General features: G+C 55.8%; 11 protein-coding genes. All 11 read right to left on the bottom strand.

Going from position 1 to position 24119, the window contains the following annotated elements; translation table 11 throughout:
* Positions 1–231 precede the first annotated feature (231 nt).
* The 11 genes from HNV11_RS06950 to HNV11_RS06900 all read right to left on the bottom strand — a co-directional run bounded on the left by HNV11_RS06950 (position 232) and on the right by HNV11_RS06900 (position 24118).
* On the bottom strand, positions 232–1509 hold the full coding sequence (locus tag HNV11_RS06950; protein WP_171738985.1) for a ComEC/Rec2 family competence protein: 1278 nt from the start codon (positions 1507–1509) through the stop codon (positions 232–234).
* A 140-nt stretch (positions 1510–1649) separates the two neighbouring features.
* A complete protein-coding gene (locus HNV11_RS06945) occupies positions 1650–2993 on the bottom strand; it encodes an ATP-binding protein (protein WP_171738984.1) in 1344 nt (447 codons plus the stop codon).
* An 11-nt stretch (positions 2994–3004) separates the two neighbouring features.
* On the bottom strand, positions 3005–4654 hold the full coding sequence (locus tag HNV11_RS06940; protein WP_171738983.1) for an eCIS core domain-containing protein: 1650 nt from the start codon (positions 4652–4654) through the stop codon (positions 3005–3007).
* Positions 4655–4659: 5 nt separating this feature from the next.
* A complete protein-coding gene (locus HNV11_RS06935; protein ID WP_171738982.1) occupies positions 4660–5184 on the bottom strand; it encodes a hypothetical protein in 525 nt (174 codons plus the stop codon).
* A 20-nt stretch (positions 5185–5204) separates the two neighbouring features.
* On the bottom strand, positions 5205–10928 hold the full coding sequence (locus HNV11_RS06930) for an eCIS core domain-containing protein (RefSeq protein WP_171738981.1): 5724 nt from the start codon (positions 10926–10928) through the stop codon (positions 5205–5207).
* Between the two features lie 12 nt (positions 10929–10940).
* Positions 10941–12878, bottom strand: coding sequence for an eCIS core domain-containing protein (locus HNV11_RS06925; RefSeq protein WP_240163812.1), 1938 nt, complete (start codon positions 12876–12878; stop codon positions 10941–10943).
* A 36-nt stretch (positions 12879–12914) separates the two neighbouring features.
* Complete coding sequence (locus tag HNV11_RS06920) at positions 12915–15194, bottom strand: vWA domain-containing protein (RefSeq protein ID WP_171738980.1); 2280 nt, start codon at positions 15192–15194, stop codon at positions 12915–12917.
* 27 nt (positions 15195–15221) lie between these two features.
* Positions 15222–16859, bottom strand: a complete 1638-nt coding sequence (locus tag HNV11_RS06915) for a contractile injection system tape measure protein (protein WP_171738979.1) — start codon at positions 16857–16859, stop codon at positions 15222–15224.
* Positions 16860–16862: 3 nt separating this feature from the next.
* On the bottom strand, positions 16863–19766 hold the full coding sequence (locus tag HNV11_RS06910) for a hypothetical protein (protein ID WP_171738978.1): 2904 nt from the start codon (positions 19764–19766) through the stop codon (positions 16863–16865).
* 70 nt (positions 19767–19836) lie between these two features.
* A complete protein-coding gene (locus tag HNV11_RS06905; protein ID WP_171738977.1) occupies positions 19837–20868 on the bottom strand; it encodes a tail fiber domain-containing protein in 1032 nt (343 codons plus the stop codon).
* A 28-nt stretch (positions 20869–20896) separates the two neighbouring features.
* The gene (locus tag HNV11_RS06900; RefSeq protein ID WP_171738976.1) at positions 20897–24118 is read right to left on the bottom strand and encodes a baseplate J/gp47 family protein; all 3222 of its coding nucleotides are present in this window, start codon (positions 24116–24118) and stop codon (positions 20897–20899) included.
* Position 24119: the final 1 nt, after the last annotated feature.

Below are 24119 nucleotides of genomic sequence, written 5' to 3'. Positions count from 1 at the left end.
CTAACCCTTAGGCTTTTTATTCGTAACCACCTAATAATCTCTTAAGCACTTAGTCAGACTTTTTTACTGAGATACTCCTCCACCTGACGGTATTCGCCATTCGTCAAAGCAATATCTTTTCAGCAGAAAGTACAAATAGGCTCGACTATTAGCTTAGAAATACCGACAGACTGACGGTTTAAATCGATGGTTGGCTCTGATGGATGGGCTCTGCTGGAGGCAATTACCTGATTACTTCACTAAATACGAATCCCAGATATCGCTGGGCGTGTTTGCTTCTTTCATCTGGGCCATATAGATGGATTCGCCATTGCAGCGCAGATTGATCATCCCAAAAATGATCTTCTCTTTGGAAACCGAACGGGCCAGTTCCGTCGAAAACACCAGCGGACGTTCGCCTTTGCTGTATCGTCCGGCGCAGCCGATGGCGTCGGCCCGGGGGTGCGAATACGTTTCATTGTCGCCCGATGAAATTACCGTTGCGTAGGGGTTCACGGCGGCCATGAAGGGAACCGTAAACTCGGAAGCGCCGTGGTGGCAACTTTTAGCAACGTCGACCTCTAGAATACCAGGCTGGTCCTTATATGTATCGAGCAGATAGTCCTCGGAATCCGTGTTCAGGTCACCACCAAACAGAAAGGTGCATGTCCCGAAGGTGATTTTGAGCACCAGACTGTGGCCATTGACCGTATGCGATTCGTCTTTGAAGTACGGAAAATCGTCGAGGTCGGTGCAGACGGGGCCCAGCACCTGTATCTGGAACGGCTTGCCATCCACCACCGTATCGGGGATGATATCTCCTCGACGTAAGCGCTTGACGGCCTGTAGCCGCTGCTGGCTACGCGCATTTTTGAGGGCAAATACGAACCGCGTAAACTCGTCCTGCAGAAAGCCTTCTTCCTGCAGGGCCAGCATGTCGTCGAGCGTATTAAAGCAGGTTTTCAGAAACTCTTTGCCGCCTTCCTTGCGCGTTTCGCCCAGGGTCGTGTTGTATTTATCGGGCCGGTCTTTCCCCACAAATTTGCCGATGCCGTTATGATACACCGTGCCAAAGGTGAAGTTTACGTTCTCCAGCACGTCAATCAGACCCGAGTAATGATCTGAATCGAAGTGACTGATATAGATCGCGTCAATATGGACTTTCTGGTTGACGCGCAGCAGGTAGGTGTACTGCCAGTGCGTCAGGTAATTCTTCATGTTCGCGCCCGGTCCCCCATCAATCAGAATCCGAAACGGCCCGACCTCCAGCAGCGACCCGTCCCCCTGCCCTACGTCCAGATAGAATACTTTCAGCCCCATCTGGTCGGTAGTGTCGCTTTTTCGGATCCATCCATCAGGACCAGCCGTGATGGCAAAGTAATAGTCACCCTCCTCGAACGTAATCTTGAGATAGGTACCCATCAGCACCCGATTGACCGCGCGGGTTTTGCGGGCACGAGTCGTTTCGTCGAAGCCGTAGATACGGGCCTCGTTGGTTTTTACGTATTTGACCAGATCAACGGGAGTCATATAGCGCGGAGGTTAGCTTACCCGAATGTATGGCTTCCCTCCACTGCAATTGGATTCCGTTTAGCAAACGGCAACCAATTAGCGAGATTGACTCGCCTGCCGCAGCCGTCCGTCAAAACGGGCTAATTGCACCAGACTGACTATAACATGCGTCCTTCTTTTACGTATTCCCGCTCAATCGCCGTGAGCAGGTTGTTCAGGGTAATAGTACGGGTGTTCAAAGCCAGCGTCTGAAGGCAGCAGTAGTGCACTATGTTGATGATGCTGGAACCCGTGAGGTCGTATTTTTCGGCTATTTTCACCAGTTGAATGGCCTCGTCCAGCTCGACCTGCTTCGGAAAGGCTTTCTGCCAGAGTTGCAGCCGCTCCTGAACCGCCGGCATGGGGAAATAAATCACCGACTGAAACCGACGCAGAAACGCTTCATCAATATTCTGTTTAAAATTCGAGGCCAGAATCACGATGCCCGCGTAAGCTTCCACCCGTTGCAGCAGATAGGAAGCTTCCTGATTGGCGTATTTGTCGTGGGCGTCCTTTACGTTGGTCCGTTTGCTGAACACCGCATCGGCTTCGTCGAAGAACAGAATCCAGTTTTTATTCTGGGCTTTGTCGAACAGTCCGGCCAGGTTCTTTTCTGTCTCACCGATGTATTTGGACACGATGGCCGATAGATCGACCCGAAACACGGGCCGGTTGGCGAACTTCCCCAGCAGGCTCGCCGTCAGGGTTTTGCCGGTGCCGGGGGGGCCATGAAATAAGGCCCTGTAACCCGGTTTAAGCTGCCGCTGCATGCCCCATTCATACAGCAAGACGTCGTTGTAGCTGATCCAGGTTTCGAGTTCGCGAATCTGACGCATGGTGGCCGGGCTCAGGACCAGGTCATCCCATTCCAGGCTGGTCGTCAGCAGTTCGGCCGGGAACTCGGCGCTGAACGTTTCGATGTAGCTGGTCTGATACAGCACATGCGACAGAAACTCGGCGTCGATCAGCAGTCGGCCGCTCAGGGGCGGTTCGCCGGGTTTAAGGGATTCGAGCGCCAGAACCCGGTTTTTCGCGAAGAGATGGGTTCGGCTGAACAGTTTCTGTAGCTCCACCCGCTGGTGCAGATTGTCGCCCGCCAGCACGAACAGCGCGGTTTCGCCAGTGGGCAGAATTCCCCGATGATTGATTCCTTTTACGCCCCCAAGCTCCACAAAATCGCCCCCCTGCGGCAAATATGAACTAACGCAGTTGGTAAGCAGGGCCGGACTGAGGTGGGGTACCAACGCCAGCATCAGCACCACAAACTCCTCCGCCGACAGATTATTGCTGATGACAAACGATGACAGCGCCGAAGTGACTTCGAAGGCGGGCGACGGCGGAATCTGAAACGCCGGCTTGCGGCCGAAATGCACATCGAGCCGTTCGCGAACGTAGGCTTCGAGGTAGTCCAGACCGGCCTGCAGAACCGGAACTGACGAGGCTGGATGTCGGTAGGTTGACATGAGAGAGTACGTTAATCAAAACCCGTCAGTGATGCCGGTACGGCCCAGAATCGGTTCGTAAGTGAGTGGGCCATACTGGCCAGTTCGGCGGCAACGGCTTCTGAAACATCGCCGTAGCGGATCAGAACCAGTTTATACATTTCCAGCGTCCGGTCGTCTTCGTTCAACGAGAACAGAAGAGGACAAAGGTGCAGGGTGTCGCTGGTAATGAACAGGAAATACCGATAGTAGCCCGATACGTTTTCGTCACAATGCCGCTCGCACTCAAACGTCAGCGCCGATTTCATTCGGTTGTAAATGCGGTCGTAGGCTGCCTTGGCGCGCCGGATATGGGCCGCGGTTGTACCGCCCAGATGCCGCGTCTGTAAATCCTGCCACTGCGACAGCATACCAGGCCGCTGATCATCGGTCAGCACCTGTGCGTTCCGGTTCCAGCGTTCAAACATTGCGATGGAACGCCGGGCCGGTATTGCCTGCCGGTCTGAGCAGTCGTTAAGTTCATCGCGCGGGGCCATGCTTGCCTGCACCGTTCCGGACCCGATCTCTACACAAAAATATTCGTAGGCAGCGGCATTAGTCAGTGCTTCGATGGGTGATTCCTGAGCGTAGTACCGATCGTTCCGGTACGCCCGGTCGGTTATATCGGTAACGCCGGTGAGTGTATGGGCCATTTCATGAATCAGCGTAGAAGCCTGCCACCCCGCCGACCCCTCAAAATAATTAGGGCAAAAAGCAAGGAGATTGCCCGTTACGTAGGCACCGGCCGAACTACAACTAGTATCGGTCGCCGTATGGCACTCAACCTGCAGGTCGGGACGCGTAAGGATTTCGCTGTTAATCCGGTTGAGTATCCGGCGCACCCGTCCGGCGGTTTCGGGCGTTGACGAGTGAAAATGCCGCTCCAGTGCAGCCTGAACACCGGGTTCCCGGGCGGGCGTGCTGATAAAATTATCCAGACGGCGCAATGTGCCCTGCAGCCAGGTAGTCGCCTGCCGGACGGCGGGCTCAATCTTGTGGTGCTGGTCGAGCGAACACGCGCCCGGCACGTTATCTACCGTAACCTTAACCTGGGTCTGCCGCTGAATCTGACGCTGTACTGAACCGCTCTGCTGCACCACGTGGGTTAGTTCGTGAGCCAGCAGTTTCTGCCCGTCGGTCGATCGGCTGTCGTATTTGCCGCTGTTGAAGAAGATATCCTGGCCATACGTAAAGGCATGGGCGTTGAGCTGACGGCTCAGCATCACGGCCTGACTGTCGGTATGCAGGCGCACTCCACCAAAGTCAGCCCCGAACGCGCTCTCCATCTGGTGGCGGGTCTGATCCGGTAACGCCGACCCCTGACCCCGCGCGGCTTCCAGCTGACTTTTCAGGGCAAACGAACCCGTTACAGGTGCAGCCGTTGTGGTTTCTTTACGGTGTACACTCTGCTCTTTTTCTTCCCGTTCGCATTCGGCGCATTTCCGCTGAACAGCGGACGACACAAACGTTCCGCTGTTTGGCAACGTAGTGGTCCGCCCACTCCCTACCACTTGCTCGGCTACCGCATAGGCTTCGCGTTCGGCCGCATCGCCCGGCTGGCTGATAGTCAGCCCCGAACTAATGAAAGAACCACTGGCTTTACGTCGTTCCGGCTCCAATTTTCTGGATAGCATGCTTTTCATGGCGATCAAAAACCCGTTTCGGTGAACACATACATAATCGGCTTCTCGTCCAGCATTAATTGATTAAATGATATTCCCGTAAACTGTTCGAGCCGGTCAAACATCGCGGCTTCAGCGGTACTATCTTTCCGATCAAAATCCCCTTCCTGCACCACGACCTCCCCCCCTAGCTGACTGAAATGGCCCACCCGCCGACCGTCGCGAAAGTGAGCCAGACCGTAGCTGTCGGTGCTGCCATCCAAATAAAAAACCACGCACTCAATCTCCCGGCTCAGCACCAGCAGACGGTGGTCGGCATTGGTATAGGTATCGGCGTTATAGCTATGGTCATAAGCCAGCGGCCGATTATGAACAAGCGTTACGTCTCCGATAATACCAATGGCCGTCGGCTCAAAGAAATGCGCTACAGTATCCGAAAACCGCACCCGTTCATACGTGAACCGTTTATTGATATCCAGCCGGTTCAGGGCCAGCACGGGATCACAGCCGAAATCGTGCTTCAGGTAAATACCGCCAAATTTCCAGGACATAGGTTACGGGTCGTTAAATACTATGGCGCGACAACGGCTTCTTCAATCATGTTGAACGATACTTTGTCCAGATTGGCGGCAAAAATGGCATCCAGCTTCGGGTTGGTTGAGAACTTGAGCGTCTTGATCTTATCACTCCTGAGCAGGGGATAGATTTTGGCCTGCCCAGTACTCAATGTAGCCCCCATAGACTTCAACTCGACTATATAGACCTGATTGCCTTTCACGGCCACGATATCGGCAAAAATGTGCTCGGTGCCATCGGTTAGTTTTACGTCCGTCAGGACAAAATCGAAGTCCATCTTCCGGTAAGCCTGCCCATGCACGATTTCCCACAAATCTCCGATGATGCCGTTCTTGATCGAATTGTCGATGTTCGACTTTTCAATAATGCTTTTCACCACTTTCCAGCGGGAATAGTCGACGGTGTTCCCGCTCAGCATTTTATTAGCCAGGTCAACGCCATGCGTCTTGATTACCTGCGTATAGGCGGCACTGCCCGAATCAATAAACTTCTGCGGTACGCTGATGGCGTCGCCAGCCTTTAAATTTTTCGCCACATCGTCGGGCACTTCCCAGATGAGTTTGGCTAAACTCTGGTAGCCATGTACCGGGTCGTCCATAGCCTTCGCCACCTCTCCCGCAAACGCTTTTGACTTTGCAATCGTATCAATAGCCTGCTGGTAGGTCAGTTTCCCCGTCTGGCTCTCCAGAACCGCAATCATCCGCTCAATATCGGTCTTGCCGCCCGTGCCCGCCTGCTTGATCACACTAATCCACTCGGTCTTGGTCCCGCTGACTTTCTGGGTTACGTAATAGAGATTATTGACAAACTCGGTCTGGTTGCTGAGGGCCGTCCGGAGGTCACGCAGCTCCGCCAGAGTGAAGTTTGACAGCAGTGAGTCGGTTTTAAGCAGTCCCGGATACTTAAGGATACCCTGTACTTTATCGAGGTCCGACGGGTTGGTGTGCGATACGATCTCATCGACCAGAAACTCGGCGGTTTTAAACAGGCTCTTATCGCTGCTTTCCAGTCCGCCCAGCACAACGTTCAGGTTTTTCAGCTTCAGTATCCGGCTCATGCTGTCGAGCAGATTTTCGACCCGCGAACTGCTGGTGCCGCCATGCCTGACTACGTTCTTAATGATGTTGCTAACCTGATCCGGCGGCAGTCCCATCGACACGAGCACATTGGCCATTGTGCGCATGTTCTCGGTTACGTTCAGGCCCTTCGGAAAGGCGACATCAATGCTTTTTACCGCTTTAATAGCCTCATCGAAGTTAGTTTCCAGATTTCTAATGGCCACTTCGAGCGTATCTTTTGTCGCCCGGCTCTGGTAGATCAGGTTATTGATTTTGGTAATTTCATCACCGGTTTTGCCCGACATCACTTTCGTCAATCGGGGAATCTGGTCGGGGGTGAGAGCCGGCGGAAAGCAGGGCGATGCGCATTTTTTCAGGGCCAGCACCGCCAGCGGATTGTCGGCAAGGGTTTTCCGCAGGACGTCATCTGCTACCAGCCGTTCCAGCGTGGCTTTGTCGGTCAGGGGGCCAATCCGGATCAGATCGTCCATGATCTTGCCCATCTTATCCGGATTGGCCTTCGCCACCTCATCCATGATTTTGAGGTAATCGGCCCGGCCGGGCAGGTTCACGGCGGCTTCCCAGAGAACCTTACGGGAGCGGGAATTCTGCAGCAAGGACGTTACCGCCAGGTACTCGCTCTGGAACTGCAGGGTTTCGCCCAGTGCCGAAAGCTGCTTCATCATGCGCTCCTGCGCAATACCCAGGTCGTTGGTCAGCCCCAGCACATCGCGCTGCAGGGTAACTTCCAGCGACCGCTGCACCGCTGGCGGCAGGCGTTTGGCATTCAGCGCTCCGACGAGTGAGGGCTCTATTTCGCGCAGAATGAGTTTATTCTTCAGCAGATTACTCATTTCGGCAAACTCGGGACCGTAGCGTTCCGTCAGAACAATCCCTTTCCGGAAGGTCGTATTCATGCCCTGCTGGGCCAGATGCTCGGCGAAACTCAGCGCTTTGCTGCCTGATTTGCCTTCCCATTCGGCAAAGAGGCTGGCAATTTTGGCCGGATCACCGCTGTCGAGCAGGGCCCGCTGCGCTTTCAGATCCGTCAGCAGGGTTTTTACTAAGGTCGAATTGCCGGCCAGTTTGCCGCTTTCAATTAACCGCATCACTTCCGGAAACTCACCCACGGCTTTCTTTCCCACGCCGGCATACATCCCCACCACCGTTTTCATCAGGTCTTCCGACAAACCGAGTTTTGTCAGCTTCGTAAAGGCTTTTGCCAGACCAGACTCTTTGAGGGCGTCGGCCATAAAGCGCATGGCAAATGGGCTGTCTTTCAGGAATTTCAGAATCTCCCCGTGTTTGGTGTACTGCACCCAGTCAATTTCGGTCAGCGCCTTGTTCAGCCGCTCGATGCGTCGGCTGATAGCCACCGCTTCCTTGCTGCCTTCCTTCAACGCCGATTTTTCAAGTTCGCTGGCGGCAATTTCGGCCCGGATGCCTTTCTGAGCGGTTTCAGCCAGTTCAATGCCCTGACCAATTGCTTTCATCACTTTAACAGCCTGCAGCGCATCCAGTCCTACCCCGACCAGGCTGACCACAAACCAGAAATACGACGGTTTCTCGTGCATGAGTGCCATGGCTTCCTCGTCGACAGCCGTCTCGGAAGCTTCGCGCTTCATCTTAATATCCTGGTAGGTCTGGTAAGCATCGTAAGCCCCATAGGCAATGCTGGCGCCGAGCGCTATCCAGCCGATCGGACCCGATACCAGAGCGAGCAGCCCCAGCCCGATACCCAGTGCCGCCTTGAAAACGGTACTCCAGAACCCTTTGTCCTGATGCGCTTTATAGGCGTCGGTGATGATGTTGTCCAGCACCGTTCCGTCGATAATACCCAGTTCGGCCTTGGCCTGCGCAATAACGGGCGGCATTTCCCAGAGTAATTCCACATCGCCCCGAATACGTTCGCGGGTGTTGGCGATGTTCTGCATGATACCGTCGCCGGAGGTGCGGGTACCGATGATTTCCTTTATATCGTCGCGCAGGGAGGTATCTGGTTTTTTAACGTAAGCCGGACCCTTATCCCGGACATTGAATTTGGGATTACCCAGAATCGGGAAGCGTTCGCTGTTTTCTTTCAGGTATTTGAAGGCCGTAGCTTCTTCGTCGAATAGTTTGGCGTAATACTGGTTTTTCGTTGATTTCTCCTTAACGTTGGCCTCCCAGCGCGACTTGAGAATAGCCTCATAGGCGGCCCCGTTGCAGCCCATATCGTCGCAGTATTCATTGGCCAGGACGTAATCACTGCGGGTTTTGTATTTGTTGGTATCCGCCCCGTTAGTTTCCTCGTAACTAACGCCCTGCATCAGATACGTCTCGCTGTTGGCGTAATACGTATTTAGCTGGGTGATCGTATCTTTCAGGGCTTTGATCTCATCCGGGTTCTCATAGTGCTGATACTCGACGCTGGCCTTGGCTTCGTTTCTGGACAGCATCTGAAAGGCAATCATGGCGGCATACTGCAGGAACGTCTTGACAAACTGCTCGTTCCTGGCCGTGTACTCGTCCATGCTCTTATAGCCCAGTCGCTTGAGTTCGCGGTCGCGGGCCTCGATTTTGGCCGTTAGTCTCCTGTTCAGGCTATGGAGTTGATCGTACAGACTTTGCGGAACATACTTTTCGTGCATACTAATGATGCTCTGAACAGAATCGCGCTCATCCTGAAGGGCTTTCACTTCTTTGTTAAGCTGGTACAGATCGGTTGTCGTTTGCAGCTCAAGGGCCTGATCGACGATCTGCTCGGATAACTGCTGGGCCGTAATCCCGCCGGTACTTCCTTTGGGTTTGCCCATAATCTTTTCATAGTCCTCCTTGGTGATGGCGTTGACGATATAGCCCTTCGCCACGTCATTCCGGTTTACGTCGCGGTAGTTCTGCCACTTCCAGCCACTGGCAAGCAGGTTCTCAGCCTCTTTCTGGGATAACGGCATAGCCGTCATGATGGACCGAATCAGCATAGACCGCTTGATTTCTTCGGCTTTCGAGGCATCCGTTGGAATATCGGCCTCGGTTACGGGCACCATAACGCCAATAACGTTCGCCAGGTCGTAGGAGAGATTTGTCCTGACGCGCTTTTCGAGTCTTCGGTCGAGCAGGCGAAGGGTAATCTGGCCAACCACGCCGTCGACATCTTTTCCCTCCATGCCGGAGTCAATCTGAAACTGCTCGACGGCCTTGCGCGTATCGTCACCGAAAATACCCGTTACGGTCTTTTCGGTTTGGCCTTTCGCCAGCACATAATCTTTACCTAACGAATAGTTTAGCTGCAGCAATGCCGACTGAATCAAGGAAACATAAAAGCCCCGGTCGCCTTTGCCAATCGTGAAATTGGGGCTGCTGTTGACCATGTTCAGTTGCGGCACTCCCTGAAGCAGCCGTGATTCCAGTGGAGGGGCTTTCGGATCGAAGGAGGTGTTGAGCCGATTTATCCGCTTCAGCATGTCGACGTTAAAGCCCGCTTCTGTGGCCTTCGCGTCGCCGTTCTGCTTGACGTAATTAGCCGCCACGCCCAATAAGGCATTCAGTGTGGGGCTGGTCAGAAAGCTCGGCTCAAGCATCCCCGTGATGTTTTCCTTGGGGAATTTTTCGCCGTAATACAGGTGTAATTTTTCCTGAAGTTCATAGACCCGGGTGGCGTAGGCATTCGGGTGAGAGCCGGGATAAATTTCTTCTTCCAGAAAGAGGTTAAAGAATTTATAGCCCTCATACCAGCTGTCCAGATTAGCGGTTTTGGCTACGGCATAAGCCTCTTTACCACCCATTATATCCACGTAAAAGGCCGGTTCGTCGGGTTTGGCCTTTCGCATAATGGGCCGAACGGAGCTACTACCCTGCTGAAGCGTATGGGTCAACTCATGGGCCAGCAGCCACCGGCCACTATCAGTCTGGGGCTGGTATTCGCCCCGGTTGAAGTGAATCGACTGCCCGTGCGTGAAGGCTCGTGCCCGGATCGCTTCGGACGCCTGACCCGCCTGCGAACCGCTATGAATCCGAACGCCAGACAGGTCGGCCCCGAACCGGGACTCCATAAACGACTGGGTCGTTCTGTCCATCGGCTCCCCGCCCGAACGGCTGTTCTGGAGGTAACTATCCAGCCGAAAGCCCGCTGCCGGGCCATCGCTGTTGGGTTTACGGTGTACGCCCTGCTGCTGACGCTCTTCTTCCTCGCAGTGGCTGCATTTGAGCATCAGGTGGGTAACCCCGGCCATTGGCTTGGCCTGAATAAGGTTGGGCCGTTCGTCTTCTTCCTCAAGCGGCTGCCGCATGATCGAAAAAAAGTCAGCCAGACCGCCGGACTGTTCTTTAGCCTGCACATCCGGCTTTTCTTTTTCGTCCTCCTCGCAGGCTGCGCACTTGGGCATAACCGTTACGTTATCATGTCTCTTCGGCAGAATCGGCGTATCGGTGGGATCATCGGGCGGAGTGGCACCCGTCGAAGGGCTGGTCATGCGCATAACCCGATCGGCGGTAGTGTCGGCTTCCAGTTCAAGCGCATCACCGGGCTGGCTAATGCTGAATTTAGGTTGAACAACGGGCGACACAAACGACGGCTCCACCACGGCCGATTCCGTCTGCCGACTCGGGGCAACAAACGGAGTCGAGCTGGGACGTACCGGCGCGGGCTTTCTGCCCGAATGACGTTGTTTAACCCGGTTCATGAATGATAATGATTACGGTATATCCGTTCGCAAGAGCTTACGGTCCTGCTTTTTGAAATCGGGCGACATCTGGCCCTTTGCCCCGGCGTCTTCGTAGAAAACTTCCACGCTGGTCGGGTAAGGCGACGCATAGGCATCGGCGAGGGCCATACTATACAGCTTTTTGATGGCGTCGGCTTTCTTATCGTTAGGCTTGGTGTCGGCCAGGCCCGGATTCAGGATGTTCTTGTTGTTGATGATATAGTATTGATTGCTTTTGCGAACAAGGCCTGCCACGTGGGCCGCCCGCGCTTTGTCGGCTCCGGTGGGCACAATGGCCAGGTAGCCGACTGGCTCAAAGCCCGTACTGGTAAACAACCGCATGGCGTAGGTCGCGAATACGTCGCAGTCGGCTTCGAGTCGCTGCTTCGATGGCTCTCCCGGCACCAGATGGCTGATTTTACCTTCCAGGTCGGGGTCTACATTGCGGTCGTGGGGGATGTGGTAGAAGAAAATATCGGATATGTTCCGGTACAGCTCAAACATATCCGCTGGCTTACTGGCGTAGGCTCCCTGCGCGGCTGCGGCAATGTTTGCGTTATTGGATTCCAGCCAGCTTCGTAGGGTGGGCGCGTCAAACTTGGCCGGGGGCGCAATTGTAATCTTCTGTCCTTTAGCCAGATCGATCAGGAACTGGACGTAGTACTTCTGCTTATAGGTATAGACCCACGGCATGTCGTTCTTCATCCGTTCGGTATCGTAATCAGTAGTTGATTTACCACTCGGGAGCAGTGCCTGGAGCAGTTCCGCCCCTTCGTAGCCCGGCTCAACGAAATAAGGCTGTTTCAGTACCTTGAACAGCAGATCCGGCGAGCCGATCTGACTCGCCATCAGGGCATCGGAGATTGCAACCCGAATGGCCGGGTTGAACATCAGCACCTGCGCAATCGCCTTGATGATACTATCTTTAGACCCGTACTGCTTAATCAATACGTTCAGGATGGCTTTCGTACGCGCAGCGTCGAGGCTTTTGAGCGGGCTTTTGTTACCGTCGGTCAGAGTCTGCACAATCGGGACGCTGGCAGGGTCGGCTACGCCCGTACATTGGGCCGTTACGATGGTTTCGAGGTCGGTGGCCGACGCGGCCGATGGCGTTTTCAGCACCGTTTCGAAGAGCAGCTTCTTTTTCTCATCGCTCAGCCCGCTCGACTGCGCCATGGCCTGCCCCACGAATCCGGCCTGAACCAGCGCGTCGAGAACGCCAAATCCGCGGCTGTCGGCCTGCCCCTGCACATCGGTTGACTTGCTGGTACTTTTAATCTGAAAAAGCCACCGCGCTACGACCTCCGCTTTCTCAAACTTCTTCTGCCACTCGGGCACCGCGGCCGCTTTAGCTGGTTTGGCAAGGGGCAGATACGTAGTGGGATCGAAGATCAGACTGTACACAAAATCCCAGAGATCCTGCGGGTCGCCTTTATTAACCTTCCGGGTCGCCTTCGTCGCCCACGCCTGAAAGTCTGCCTCTACGTCGGCGTCACTAACTTTCCGGTCAAGCCGGGCCGAACCACGTTGCTGCTGCGCTACGTGGGTAAGCTCGTGAGCCAGCAGTTTCTGCCCTTCAGATGACTGGGGAGCGTATTTACCCTCGGCAAAATAGATGTCGCGACCCAGCGTAAACGCATCGGCATTGAGCGCCTGGCTCAGTTCGGCGGCTCGCTGGTCGGTATGCAACCGAACGCCGGACAGGTTACTCCCAAAGCCCGACCGTAACTGATATCCCGATGCGTTTACCTGCTCAGCCACGGCGTCGGCTTCGCGTTCGTGAGCGTCGCCGGGCTGGCTGATTTCCAGTGATGGCGATGAAGCCAGTGGGCCAAAGAATGACTCAGCGGGCTGATTCAGCAGGGGCGCAACAAAGGCTGGCCCCTCCTGTGCCGAAAGGGTAGGCGATTCTTTGCGATATAACTTCACTCGCCGGGCCATTTGCTCTTTTGCTTCTCCCAAACCTTACCTCGGTATACGGTTGACGCGGTTAATCCGGTTGAGGTTGGGATTTTGAATCAGGACATTGGTTGCGTTCGGTCGGAACGGCCTGGCTACATCCGGAATCCTTTCGCTCACCTGTAGTCTGTCCAGCCGCCCCGCAAACACGGGTTTTTGCAGAATTGAAATCGTAGCATTCGACTTCGCATTGCCCGCAAACGTGAGCGTGTAACTCCCATCCTGGTTATCGACTACGTTGTTGAGCTTAGCCGACGCTGCGTTCACGTCGAAGGCGTCGGCTGCGGCCGGACCCAGGAACCGATCATAGGTGGTGACCGGCCGCATGGTTACCACCAATCGCCCATTGACAACGGCCTTATCGATCAGCGATTTGCCGGGATCAATTTGCCCCGGTTGAACATACATACTCTGCATCTCGATGCGACTGTAGGCTCCATGCAGACTGTCGTTGCCCTGCAGCCGATACACCATCTGGTATATCCCGGCTATATTCGGAACCGGATAGCTTCCTTCGTAACGGCCATTCCCCATGGACGTCAACGTAATGACCTGTTCTTTAGGCAGGAGCGCCCGCACGAAGTCGGGGTCGCGCGCGAGCAGGGTATTGTATTTTAAAATTCCAACGGCCGTCCGGTCCTGCTGGCGGGCATCGGCTCTCACTTTCAGCGGATTACGCGCCAATCGGTCGCCCACATCGTCGCCGGGCTGATAAACAGTAGCCGTAACGGTCGCATTCGTAATGGGTTTACCTCGGTCGTTGAGCTCAACCACAAACCGCTGGGTGCTACCCGCGCTGGGCTGGGCAACCTGCTGCCTGCAGCTATAGTCCAGCAAATGGTCATCGGCAATAACCGTAATGCGGTAGTTCAGGCCGTTCGTCAGAGGATTGGGCTGAGCGGTTACGTCCCACTGGCCTTCTGAGCGCAGTTTGGCCGTGATGGCCCGGGCCGTATTGAACGAAAACACCAGTATATAAGTATCCGGTGCGTTGCCTACCCAGCGGGGCACAGCTACCGAGGTCACGGTTTGTCCGTTTCGGCTCACGCGTATGTCATTCAGCACCCGGGCAAGCTGGGGAATCTCGAATCCCTTGCCCAGAGAAACTTCGATGAGCAGTTTATCGACGTTTTTATTGAGCGGAAAGTCAACAAGTTTCTGAACGTCATTACCAATAGTGCCTACGCGGGTACTGATCAGCTGTGGGCTGTTGTTTCGCAGCAAATCAATGAACGCCTGGGTGAAAACCGCGTTGATATCACCAATAACCATGCTGGTGGTGTTGGTAAAGGCGCTGCCGTTTGAGGTTAAGAGGCAGTTGCCGCCGTTTTTAGTGGCCAGGTTCTGAAGCGTCGACAGATAGGTAGGGCTGGGATTGCCGATGCCGATGGTAAACATCTTGAGGTTGCCCGACGAGCCAGGTAAAATCGGGCAGTTGGCGTTGATGGCCGTACCACCGATGTCGCAGCCATTGGTGTTCACCAGGGGCGCTACGTTTTGCTCGCCATCCGTAAACAGCAGCACATCCCTCGATCGGGCCGCGTCGGCAAGTTTGGCTTTGCCATCGTTAAGACCGGCACCCATAGCCGTACCCCCGCCCGGCGCAAGCGCATTTAAGGCAGTCTGCACGAGCGTAGCCGATCCGGGGTCGAGCGGAACCAGGCTGTTACCGAAGGTAGAAGGCGTAATGCCATTGTCGAAAAAGGTCAATCCAACGCGGTCGCCGGCCTGGGCAAAGGCCGGGTTTGAGAGTTTCAGCATAAAGTTATTGACCGCTGTTTTCAGGGCATCCCAGCGGGTGACGCCACCGCCCCCGGAGGAGGCCAGCCCCATGCTGCCCGACTTATCGAGCACAAAGGTGATATCCAGCGGTCGCCGGAAGTCGATATGATACCCACGAGCATGCCCATCAACGATCAGGCTGAAATCAAGAGCCCCGGATGGCGGTGCCGACCCATTCCAGTTAACCGTAGCGGTTGCTGCGCTCGACACGGAGCCGGTAGGCAGGGTAATGGTAAGGCCCTGACAGATATACGGATTGGTCGGTGAAGATGCACACCCCGGCACACCAATAGGCGTTGGCGCCAGAAAGTAATCCCAGGTAACGTTACCCGGCGCCCCCAGCACTCCAATGTTGATCACCTGGGGGGCACCCACAATCAGCGTGATGTTGAACGTTGGCAGATCCTGATTGAAATCGATGTCCTGATCGGCCGCCCGGACAATAGTGGCGAACAGCAGGGCCAGACAGGCTAAACGGATACGTTGAAGCAAATGCGGGGTCATGGAATTAGGCGATTTTAGTGTTAGTGATTAGTTCCAGTCAACAACGAGCAGGTCGGGCATATACGGTAGTTTTATCATCGAAAACCCCCACGGCAGCCGCCCCAGCAGGATATCGAGCGTCTTCCGTTCAACGGTTAGCCGCCAGCCGGTTTCGGTTTGAACGAGCTTGCCCTCGCGTTGCAGAAAGGCTTCACGCAGTCCATCGGGCGATACGTTACCCAGGGCGTTCCAATGCTTTATGACGGCTTCGAGCAGTTCGGTGGTTAGCTGCCGGTCGGTGTCGGTCAGCGATAGCTGGGGCGAAACCACCGTTTCGACCGGTATCCCACAGAGAAACTTGAGCAGCGGCATTTCATATTCGGGGCAGTATTCCTGACCAGTAGCCAGAAAGGCCAGCCTCTGCACGGCTCTTGCGGCTGCGGCTTCGTCGGCCCATTGCCGGTTAGTCGTCAGCAGGCTCATCTCCGAAAACAGCGTAACCAGAAACGGGTGCAGCAGAACCACGCCCGCCATCGGCACGAATAACCCTTCTTCAGCATCGACCTCTCTGCTAGCTTTTTTCACCGGCCGTGGCTGCTCAGGTGAAGGATAGGCCGGTTGACTTAGCAGGACATCCTGCTCCGTATCGTATTCGTCGGTTAGGAACGTAGTGGGTTCGCGGTCCGGCTGCGCTGGCCTGGTCTCTAAGCGATCTTCCGCTTCTTCGGAATAAGGATAAGTCTGCGTCTGATCCTCGCCATCACTCGGAGCTACCGGGCTGGGTATGTCTATGGGACCTTGTTGATCGATGCTGGAGCGACCAGCCGACGGCGTACCAGCAAGCAGTTGCGTCAGCGTCTGCACCAGTTGATTCTTCACTGTCGAACCAGGTGAAATGTGTTGTTGCGGCAACAGTGACAGCATTTGACCAAAGAACGCTCTTGCTGATTCAGCGGGTGCCGCTATCTGCTGTAACGTTCGCAGACTGTCGGCAAAAGTCATTGTGCCCTTTCTTACTGCTACGGTCAGAACCGCGCCCCAGTAGCGTTCGTGCAGGACCGTTACGGGTTGTTGGGTTAGCGAATGAGTACTTGTCAGTAACTGCCGGATGGTCTCGTCGGATACGTTCTCTTCCTCCGAAAACGCCAGCATCACCAGGGTTTCATTACTGCTGTGCCCCATGAACCGCCGAAGCTGATCTGGATTTGTAGACAGCATGCTTCTTAGTTCGCTTCTGAACGGAACGGCTGCGGGTGTTCTAAGCCATGCGTCCACCTGCGCAAAATCGCGGGTATCCATCCAGGCCGACAAAAGACCTTTTTGCAGAAAATACCGAAGCTGCTGCGCCATCTGTTCGTTCCGGTTTAGGCGATAGAATCCTGCCGCCGAGCCATTCATCGAGTCACTATTCTGCCCAAACGCCGTTTCGATTTGCCGAATTACCTGTTGGGTTAGTTCTTCCTCCAGATTTTGGGCCGACAATCGTCCGGCATCAATGATCAGCTGGTCCAGCCGGATAGTCGTGTCGGCATCGGCCAGTTGGTCGAACAGGGTTTCCAGCACGGCCGGTAGCTGGTGTCGGCAATAGGCCGAAACGCGCTCCTGCAACGCGAACGGAGGCTCCAGACCAGGGGTGTCGAGCCAGACGGTTTGGCGCTGAATAATATGTCGGTTCAGGGCAGTCATGGCTTAGGCGAGGGTTTGGCGTAGCGTGTTCAGCAGATCGATCAGTCCGGCGCGGGCGTTTCGTCCGGGCTGAGTAGCCAGTGTTCCGCCGGTAAAATGGCCCAGCCAGGACAGGTACTGCGCTTCAATGGCCTGGAACGACACAGCGTTGGCAGCCGCGGAATTGGTGTTCAGGTCCAGCCAGAAAACCGTTGGAATCAGGTGCGCGGGGCATTCCTGCTCGATAACCGCTTCGACATAGTTCCGAAAATCTTTGGCCTGGTATCGGTAAGGCAGACTTGGCTTGGGCGAATCGGCCGGGTTAGCAAAATCGCGCTCAAAACCCGACGGAAACACCAGGGTTAACTGGTGCGAATACGGGTCGGGGCCTTTCAGCGTGTTGTCGCCGGGGCGGGTTGGGCGCAGCAGCACGTGCTCAATCAGGTAGCAGCCTTCGGTGCTGTAGGTGTCGTACAGGAACGTAGCGGTTGAATTGATGAAGGCGTTAGCCTCGGCCGGACTGGCAAACGGCGTTGATCGGCGGGCGATGGCATCCCCGTTGCCGTTGGTCAGAGCGACCCGCCATTGGGCGGCTCCTGTTTGCTCGATTACATAATAACCGGGCTCGCTGCCGAAGCGAATGACTGTCCGGATGCCGTCGAACACTGTCCGTTCGGGAGCCGTCGCAAAGGTCTCTGCACTGACGAGCAGCACAGTACTGGCAGCATCTTTGAGCCGGAACGTTTGGAGTCCTGCGCCCGCGTTCTGCACCTCGAAGAAATCGGTCAGGGGCGTGGTAATTTTCCGGCGTTGCTGCTGCATCAGGCCGGTTTTGCGGAAAATGCGTCGTTCCAGCCCCGACAGTCCGGTTAGGGCACTGCCCGACGTACCGAGCGCCCGCCCGGCTGCCGATGCGTTTACATCGTTCAGGAACGCCACCTTATAGCGGAGCAGTCGCCGGGCCGTATTGAGCCGCATTCGCTCCATAGCTTCCAGCGACTGAGCCTCCTGCAAACTCAGCGTGTATTCAATCCGGCTCAGCTCCGACAGTTCCTCGCCAAACCGCCCCAGCAGGTGTTCCAGCACCTTGTTTTTACGGAGCAGTCGGTCAGTTGCGGTTTCGGCTCCAGCCTGCAGCCGCTGCCTATAGGCATTTGTAGGGTCCTGCACAAAAGCCGCCCACTCAGCCAGCGGGTCGGTCGTTACCGGATTAAACGCCCGCAGCAACTGGTCAATCTGAGGGGTATTATAGAGCGGCTGATAGAAGTAGGTATTCGGGTTATCGGCGTCGATGCTGAAAAACGTAGCCGTATTGGCCAACTGGCTCAGGTGATTCGCCAGAATCTGTTCAAAAAACAGCAGATAGCCCCTTAGCTGCTTTTCCTGCGCTTTACGGAGCGGTGATGCACTGTCGGGCGTACCCGCTTTCAGGCCATAGACCAGCGGCAGATCGTACTGAATCGACTGATACTGAGCAATGTCGGCTTGGGTGAGCGTATCAACTGTTTGGGCGGGTGCAGGCAGCGATGCCGGTACGACAGAAGCCGCAAACGCCTGTTGCCGCTTCGCCAGTACGCCCTGCATTACCTGCTGTTTATCGTATTTGACCTCCACGCCATTCCGGAAAAACGTAATGTCGGTTTTGGTTACGCTGAGTCGGGGCTGATACTGCTCGTCGGCCAGCAGCGTCAGGCTGTTTTGCGCGTTCACGGTCGTCAGCCGGTTGCGGACGTAACTGCTCATGGAAAAATTCTCGACCGCAATGACGGCGTTGTTCCGCGTACCTTCGGGCGTTTGCAGCATCTGCTGGAGAATATCCGAGGCATAAAGCTGATGCTGCTGAGGCTCGTCTATCTTCGGCAGAAAGCCCGCGGATAGCATTGGTCCCTCGTAAATTTGCTCGATGGGCATACCCTGCATCTGTAAGGCAGCCAACGACGAAAACCGAACGACCGGGTCGATAAACAGGTCGATGGCCGAGAGCATATTGGTCAGCGTCAGCCGGGCGTCGGCATCAGCCGCCAGCTCGACCGTGGCCCGCAGCGCTATTTCCTGGATACGCACTGACTGAAACTGCAGGAAGTCTTCGGCCAGATTCCGGTTCTGACGTAAGAGGTTCCGAACGTCGTTCATCTGCTGAAAGACCATCGCTACCTGCGCCCGAAACGTTTCAATGGCCGAACCGGGCCCCGTCTGCGTAAGCCGGTTCACAATGGCCTGTTCCAGCGCCGGGCGGTCGGTGGGACTGGGCTGGGAACCCAGCCGGATCACTAGGGTCAGTTGCAGCGTCTGGCTGGTGTTGTAGCGAACCTCGACGATGGTAAAATAATCGTTCAGTTCGTCTTCCGTGAACGGAATCAATTGGAGCGGGGCTCCTCCAGCACCCGTTACCTGATTGAGCGTAGCGGGCGCGCCCCAGACCGATACAACCGCTTCGTCCCAATAGGGAAAAGCGAACTCCACAGCAAAGGCTTTGCCGTTGGCGGTTATGGTTTCCAGCACCAGACTGTCGTTGAGCGTACCGTCCTCCCACTCCACCAGAACGTTATACAGGCCCTTCACCCGGTTTTCGGCGGGTTTCAGCCGGGCATATTTCACCGTTGGCAGCGAAATGAGCAGTTTCTGAAAATCTTCGGCCGTAATAGCATTGCCGCTCAGAGCCCGGTCGGGCGCAAACAGGGACATTTTTTCGGGAGGCAGCTGTTTACCCAGCAGTTGGCTAATGGGGAGCTGTCCCCGAAACCCCAGATCCGTAATCGCGTAGCTCAGGGTTTCCAGCAACGTAATGCCAGGGTCATGGACGTTGTGGTCGGTCCAGGTATCGCTGGCCCACTGCTGAATGCAGGTTATGCCCTCTTCAACCAGCCCGGCATAATCCTGACTTTTGGCAGCGGGCTTCGCTTTCGATATAGTGACCGGGTCGCGCATGGTAAGGGGTTACTGAGACAGTTGATCAAAAGCCGTTGGTGGTGTACGTAGTCGGGTAGTCCGCAACGGGCTACTGACCAGCCAGTTGCTGCTCCAGCGACTGTACTTTACCCGCCAGTTCCTTGACCGCGTTGATCAGCACATAGACGAGGGCATTGGGGTCGAAAATCAGAATGTCCGTCGGCGTCTCCTCGGGTTTTAGCTGCGCCCTGGCCGTCGAGACCGTATAGGGCAGTATACTGGCCATTTCCTGCCCCAGAATCCCTACCTGTTCACTATTGTCAGGGGTCTGCGCCAGACCGTTATAGCGGAAGTTGACGGGGTTGATCTGAAGTACCTTAGCCAGGCCATCCGTAAAGGGGCGGATGTCTTTTTTGAGTCGGGCATCCGATGGAGCCTGCCACGGCCCACCGCCCGGCTTGATGGCATTTGCGTTGATGAACAGATCCCCGTTTACCTGGAGGGCGGCTCCGGTGCCGCTGATGTCGGTTTCGCCCCCAACAATGACCGATCCGTTTTCAATCACGCTTAGCCGCGACTGGTTACCCCCTTTCGACAGAATCAGCTTCTGGTTGGCAGGTGCGTTGACGTTGACGTTGCCGTTTGGTCCCTGCCGCAGGGCAAAATCGGTGGCGTTGGCCCGGTTGACGTGGCTCATCTGGATAAAGCCGTTCAGCGGGGCCGCGCTGTTGCCGACGGATACATTCCCAATTTTGGCCTGCTCGCCAATGGCCAGCGCCACTTCCAGCTTGGCGGTAGGCTGGGCGGCTGCGGTACCGATGCCCACATTTCCGTTGCTATAGGCAATGTTGGCCGAGCCACCCACCGACTGAAAGCCGCCCCCCGACCCTGCCCCTACGTCCTGCCAGGCGGCTCCGGTTGAGAACTGCACTTTGCCGGCGGTGAACCGTAACGTACCGGCGGCTGGCGCGGGTACATCGGGCGCATTCCCCAGCGTAACCACAAAATTGCCGCTGCCGTCTTTGCGAAAGTTGTCGTCTTTCGGATTGACGAATGAGTCCAGCAGATCCGCAAAATCGGGGCCCGAAGGTCGTTTGCCGTTGTCGAATTTAATTTTCAGATCGGCACGTGTCTGTTCCATAACTCGTTAGATTTTGTAAGTGAATCAGTTATACTGTTACGTCGAAGTCCAGGCCAATGACCATGTACCCAATGCCGCTCAGCAGGTCAATCCCGTCGCTCGTTCGTTCGCCCGGCATCAGGGGCGTAATGCGGTGCTGCCCGGCCGATACCAGAATAGCCGCCCCATCGGGCGAGAGGCTGGTGCTGTCCACGGGCTCGCCAATCACGAAATCAAGGCCGATGGTGCCGCCCGAATGCCCGCTGATGGTTGCCGGAACCGCCTGCTTGATCAAAAAATCTTTACCGATCATCATGGCACCGACGCCCCCCCTGGGCGGCCCCGGATACAGGTGATACAGGTTGAAGTCGGTGACGAAATCCACGTAGTCGCGGTTTTCAACGAAAGCCAGCAGGTCCGATTTATAGACCTTACCGCCAAACGGAATGTCGCGCCCCTCTTCATACGCCCAGGGCGACAGAAACCGTTTGATCTCCTCGTTCAGCACCCCGGCATAGTACCCGGCGTCTTTACCGGCCCGGAACGCCACTTTGAAATCCAGCAGAATCTGCTCGTAATCCGGATTACGGACCGTTACGGTCGCGAAAGCGGAGACGTACTGACGGATATAGTCTTCAATGCTTCGGAGCAGCACCGTACTGCTCCGGGGTTCGAGCGGATTCCCAACGTTTTTGTTCCGCAGATTCGGCACGACGATCAACTGCACCTGTCCCGGCTGACGATGAGGCATGCAGCGCACTTTAAACAGCTCCGGAAACGCCTGCAGCACCCGATGCTCATAGTCCCACGAACCCGACAGTCGGTTTTTATGCCGGAGCCGTTCGGCGACGCGGGTGTAATAAGCGGTATTGTCTTCTGTCGCCTGCCCGCCAAAGGACGCAAACGGCTGATCAACCCTGCGAATGGCCGTCAGGGGCGTAACCAGCTTTTTGATCGTCCCTGCCGCTACGCTTGTTACTACCTGCTTATCGTCGGCAGGAATAAATACGGCTTCAACGGCCTGCGTCTGCACCGACTGAAGGTTACTGGCTCCGTTGGCCTTACGGGCTGAGGGTACGCTGGCCCGTATCCAGTGCAGCCCGGCGGGCATGAGGGTATGTTGCTGCGTCGCATCGCGCCCGATGGCCAGCATCACTATCCCGGCTTTCTGGAAGCCCTCGGTACTTTCGGCCAGCACCGCCGACTGATCGAGGTCGATCCATCGGTCGCCGGCCAGATATCCCCAGGTCAGGTCACGGCTACTGAGCAGGTCGTCGGACGTAAGTGCAATGGCGGTGCCGTCTTCAGTCTGCAGCAGCAGGCTGATGTTGCCCGGTGGCGTAAAGTCGGACAGGCCAATAAAGCTGAATGCCGCGCCGGAAACGGGTGGTAAGACCGCTACCGATTCGGAAGGCAGTAACTGGCGATGGCCAAACGGTTCAAGAAACCAGAATAGATTAGCCGGATCATCAACCCTCGGAACAAACGTTTCTCCGGCATCGTAGTCGAGCGTCAGCGACTTAATCTGGGGCGTATAGGGCGGATTCGGCAGTACGACGGGCGGATCGGTCGGCAGAGCCCGGCTCATGGCTACGGCTTTCTGCGCATAAACAATCGGGAAAATCGTGTGCCCGAATGCCTCGAAGCCGTATTCATCGTAACGGGGGGCCGTTAGCTCGAGCCGGATAAAGCCGTTGCGCACGCGCGTATCGAAGCGGCTCAGCGGCTCGTCGAGAGTGGTGCGATGCTGACCGAAGTTCCGGAACGGGTCGCTGTTGGCAACAAAGGTGCCCTCCTGATTGTCTGGGCCGGTGAACAGGCGGTTCTTCGCCAGAAACTGCCATTGTCCCTCCGACAGAAAATATAGTACGCCTTCAAAACTGCTCACCGTAACCTGATTGCTGAAGGGTGGGAAATAACCTTCGTAATACTGGCTCAGGTCGGGCGGTAACTTATGCCAGTCGATATGCAGCTGCAGCGAGGTGAGCCGCTTAGTGAATACCTCTTCCGACCCGATATAGCAGTTGGCACCAATTCCGGGCTGCGCCCCAAACGGCGCGAATGGTCGGGCCGGATCAACCACCGACTCGTCGTTCTGCACGATCAGACTCTTTACGCCCTGCACCGATGTCCGAACCGTAACATCTCTAACCCTGAGCAACTTAAGAGTCTCATACTGACTAAACGACTGGTTGAGGGCCACTTTCAGAACGGGATACGATGTAACAAAGCCCGCGCCAAGCACACTGTCGTCGTAGGCAACAACAGCGGGTTGAGCAGCCGATAACGTAACACTGATGAAGAGCGTCGGCCGATTTTTGATTAGTTGCAGGCTTATATCGGAAACCGCGTCGGGTTCTATCCAGCCTTTCGCTCCCGACAGGTACAGCCGAAAGGCGTTGGGCAGCGCAGCAGCCGCCAGGCCCGGGTTGTTCAGCGACAGGGTCAGTGTCAGGCTGCGCGTGCCTTCGTTCAGCAGCAGCATGGGTGTCGAAAGGGCGAACCCGATGTCGGCCGGGGTCATGGTCTGCTCGCTGCCTGCCCTTTTCAGTTGAGCCGCCCCAAACGGTCGCCAGGAAGCCGGCCCCTCGAACGGTTTCCCCCGTCCATCGGCCGAGTTCGCCACCGAAGCAGCCTGAAAAAGCGTACCCTGCGTGCTGGTTTCTTCAATAAACAGGCTTTTGAGCCCGGCTACCTTGGCCTGATTTATAATGATTTCGCGGCTGGTGCTGAACCGGATCGGTTTGCCGTCCTTGTCTTTGCCTGCATCCAGCAGCGTCTTTTCAGGCAGCCGAAACCCGGTCAGGTTGCGGGCCAGTTCAAAGACAACATGGGCTTTGTCGGGTACGGCAGGTTTGGCCTTAATCCCCAGAATATCGCGGTAGTAGTAGTCAAGATGCTTTTGGGTCAGACCGTTCAGGTCCTGCTGGGCGTGTTCATATAGTTTCAGGAACGCCAGAAACAGCACCAAATGCGGGGGCAGGTTCGTCCGGCCAGCCAGTTGCTGGTGTATCTGCGCCGTACTCGCCATCTGTCCCGTAGCCGCATCGAGCAGAAACTGATCAAAAAAAGGCGTCCAGTCCCCTTCCGGCTGGTTCTGCGGGTTATAGTACCGGATTTCTTTAGCCAGTTGATACGCGTATTTCAGAAAATCGGCCAACGTGCGTTCATCGACCTTGGCAAAAGCCGGGTCCAGCGAGGGCAGCATCCGTTGCAGTTGGTTGATGCCATCGTTCCATAGAAGCTCGTTGGGTCTGAAATCCTGCGACATA

The sequence above is a fragment of the Spirosoma taeanense genome (assembly GCF_013127955.1).
GTDB lineage: Bacteria > Bacteroidota > Bacteroidia > Cytophagales > Spirosomataceae > Spirosoma > Spirosoma taeanense.
Note: the sequence above shows the minus strand (reverse complement) of the source record. Positions and strands in the feature narration are given on the sequence as shown.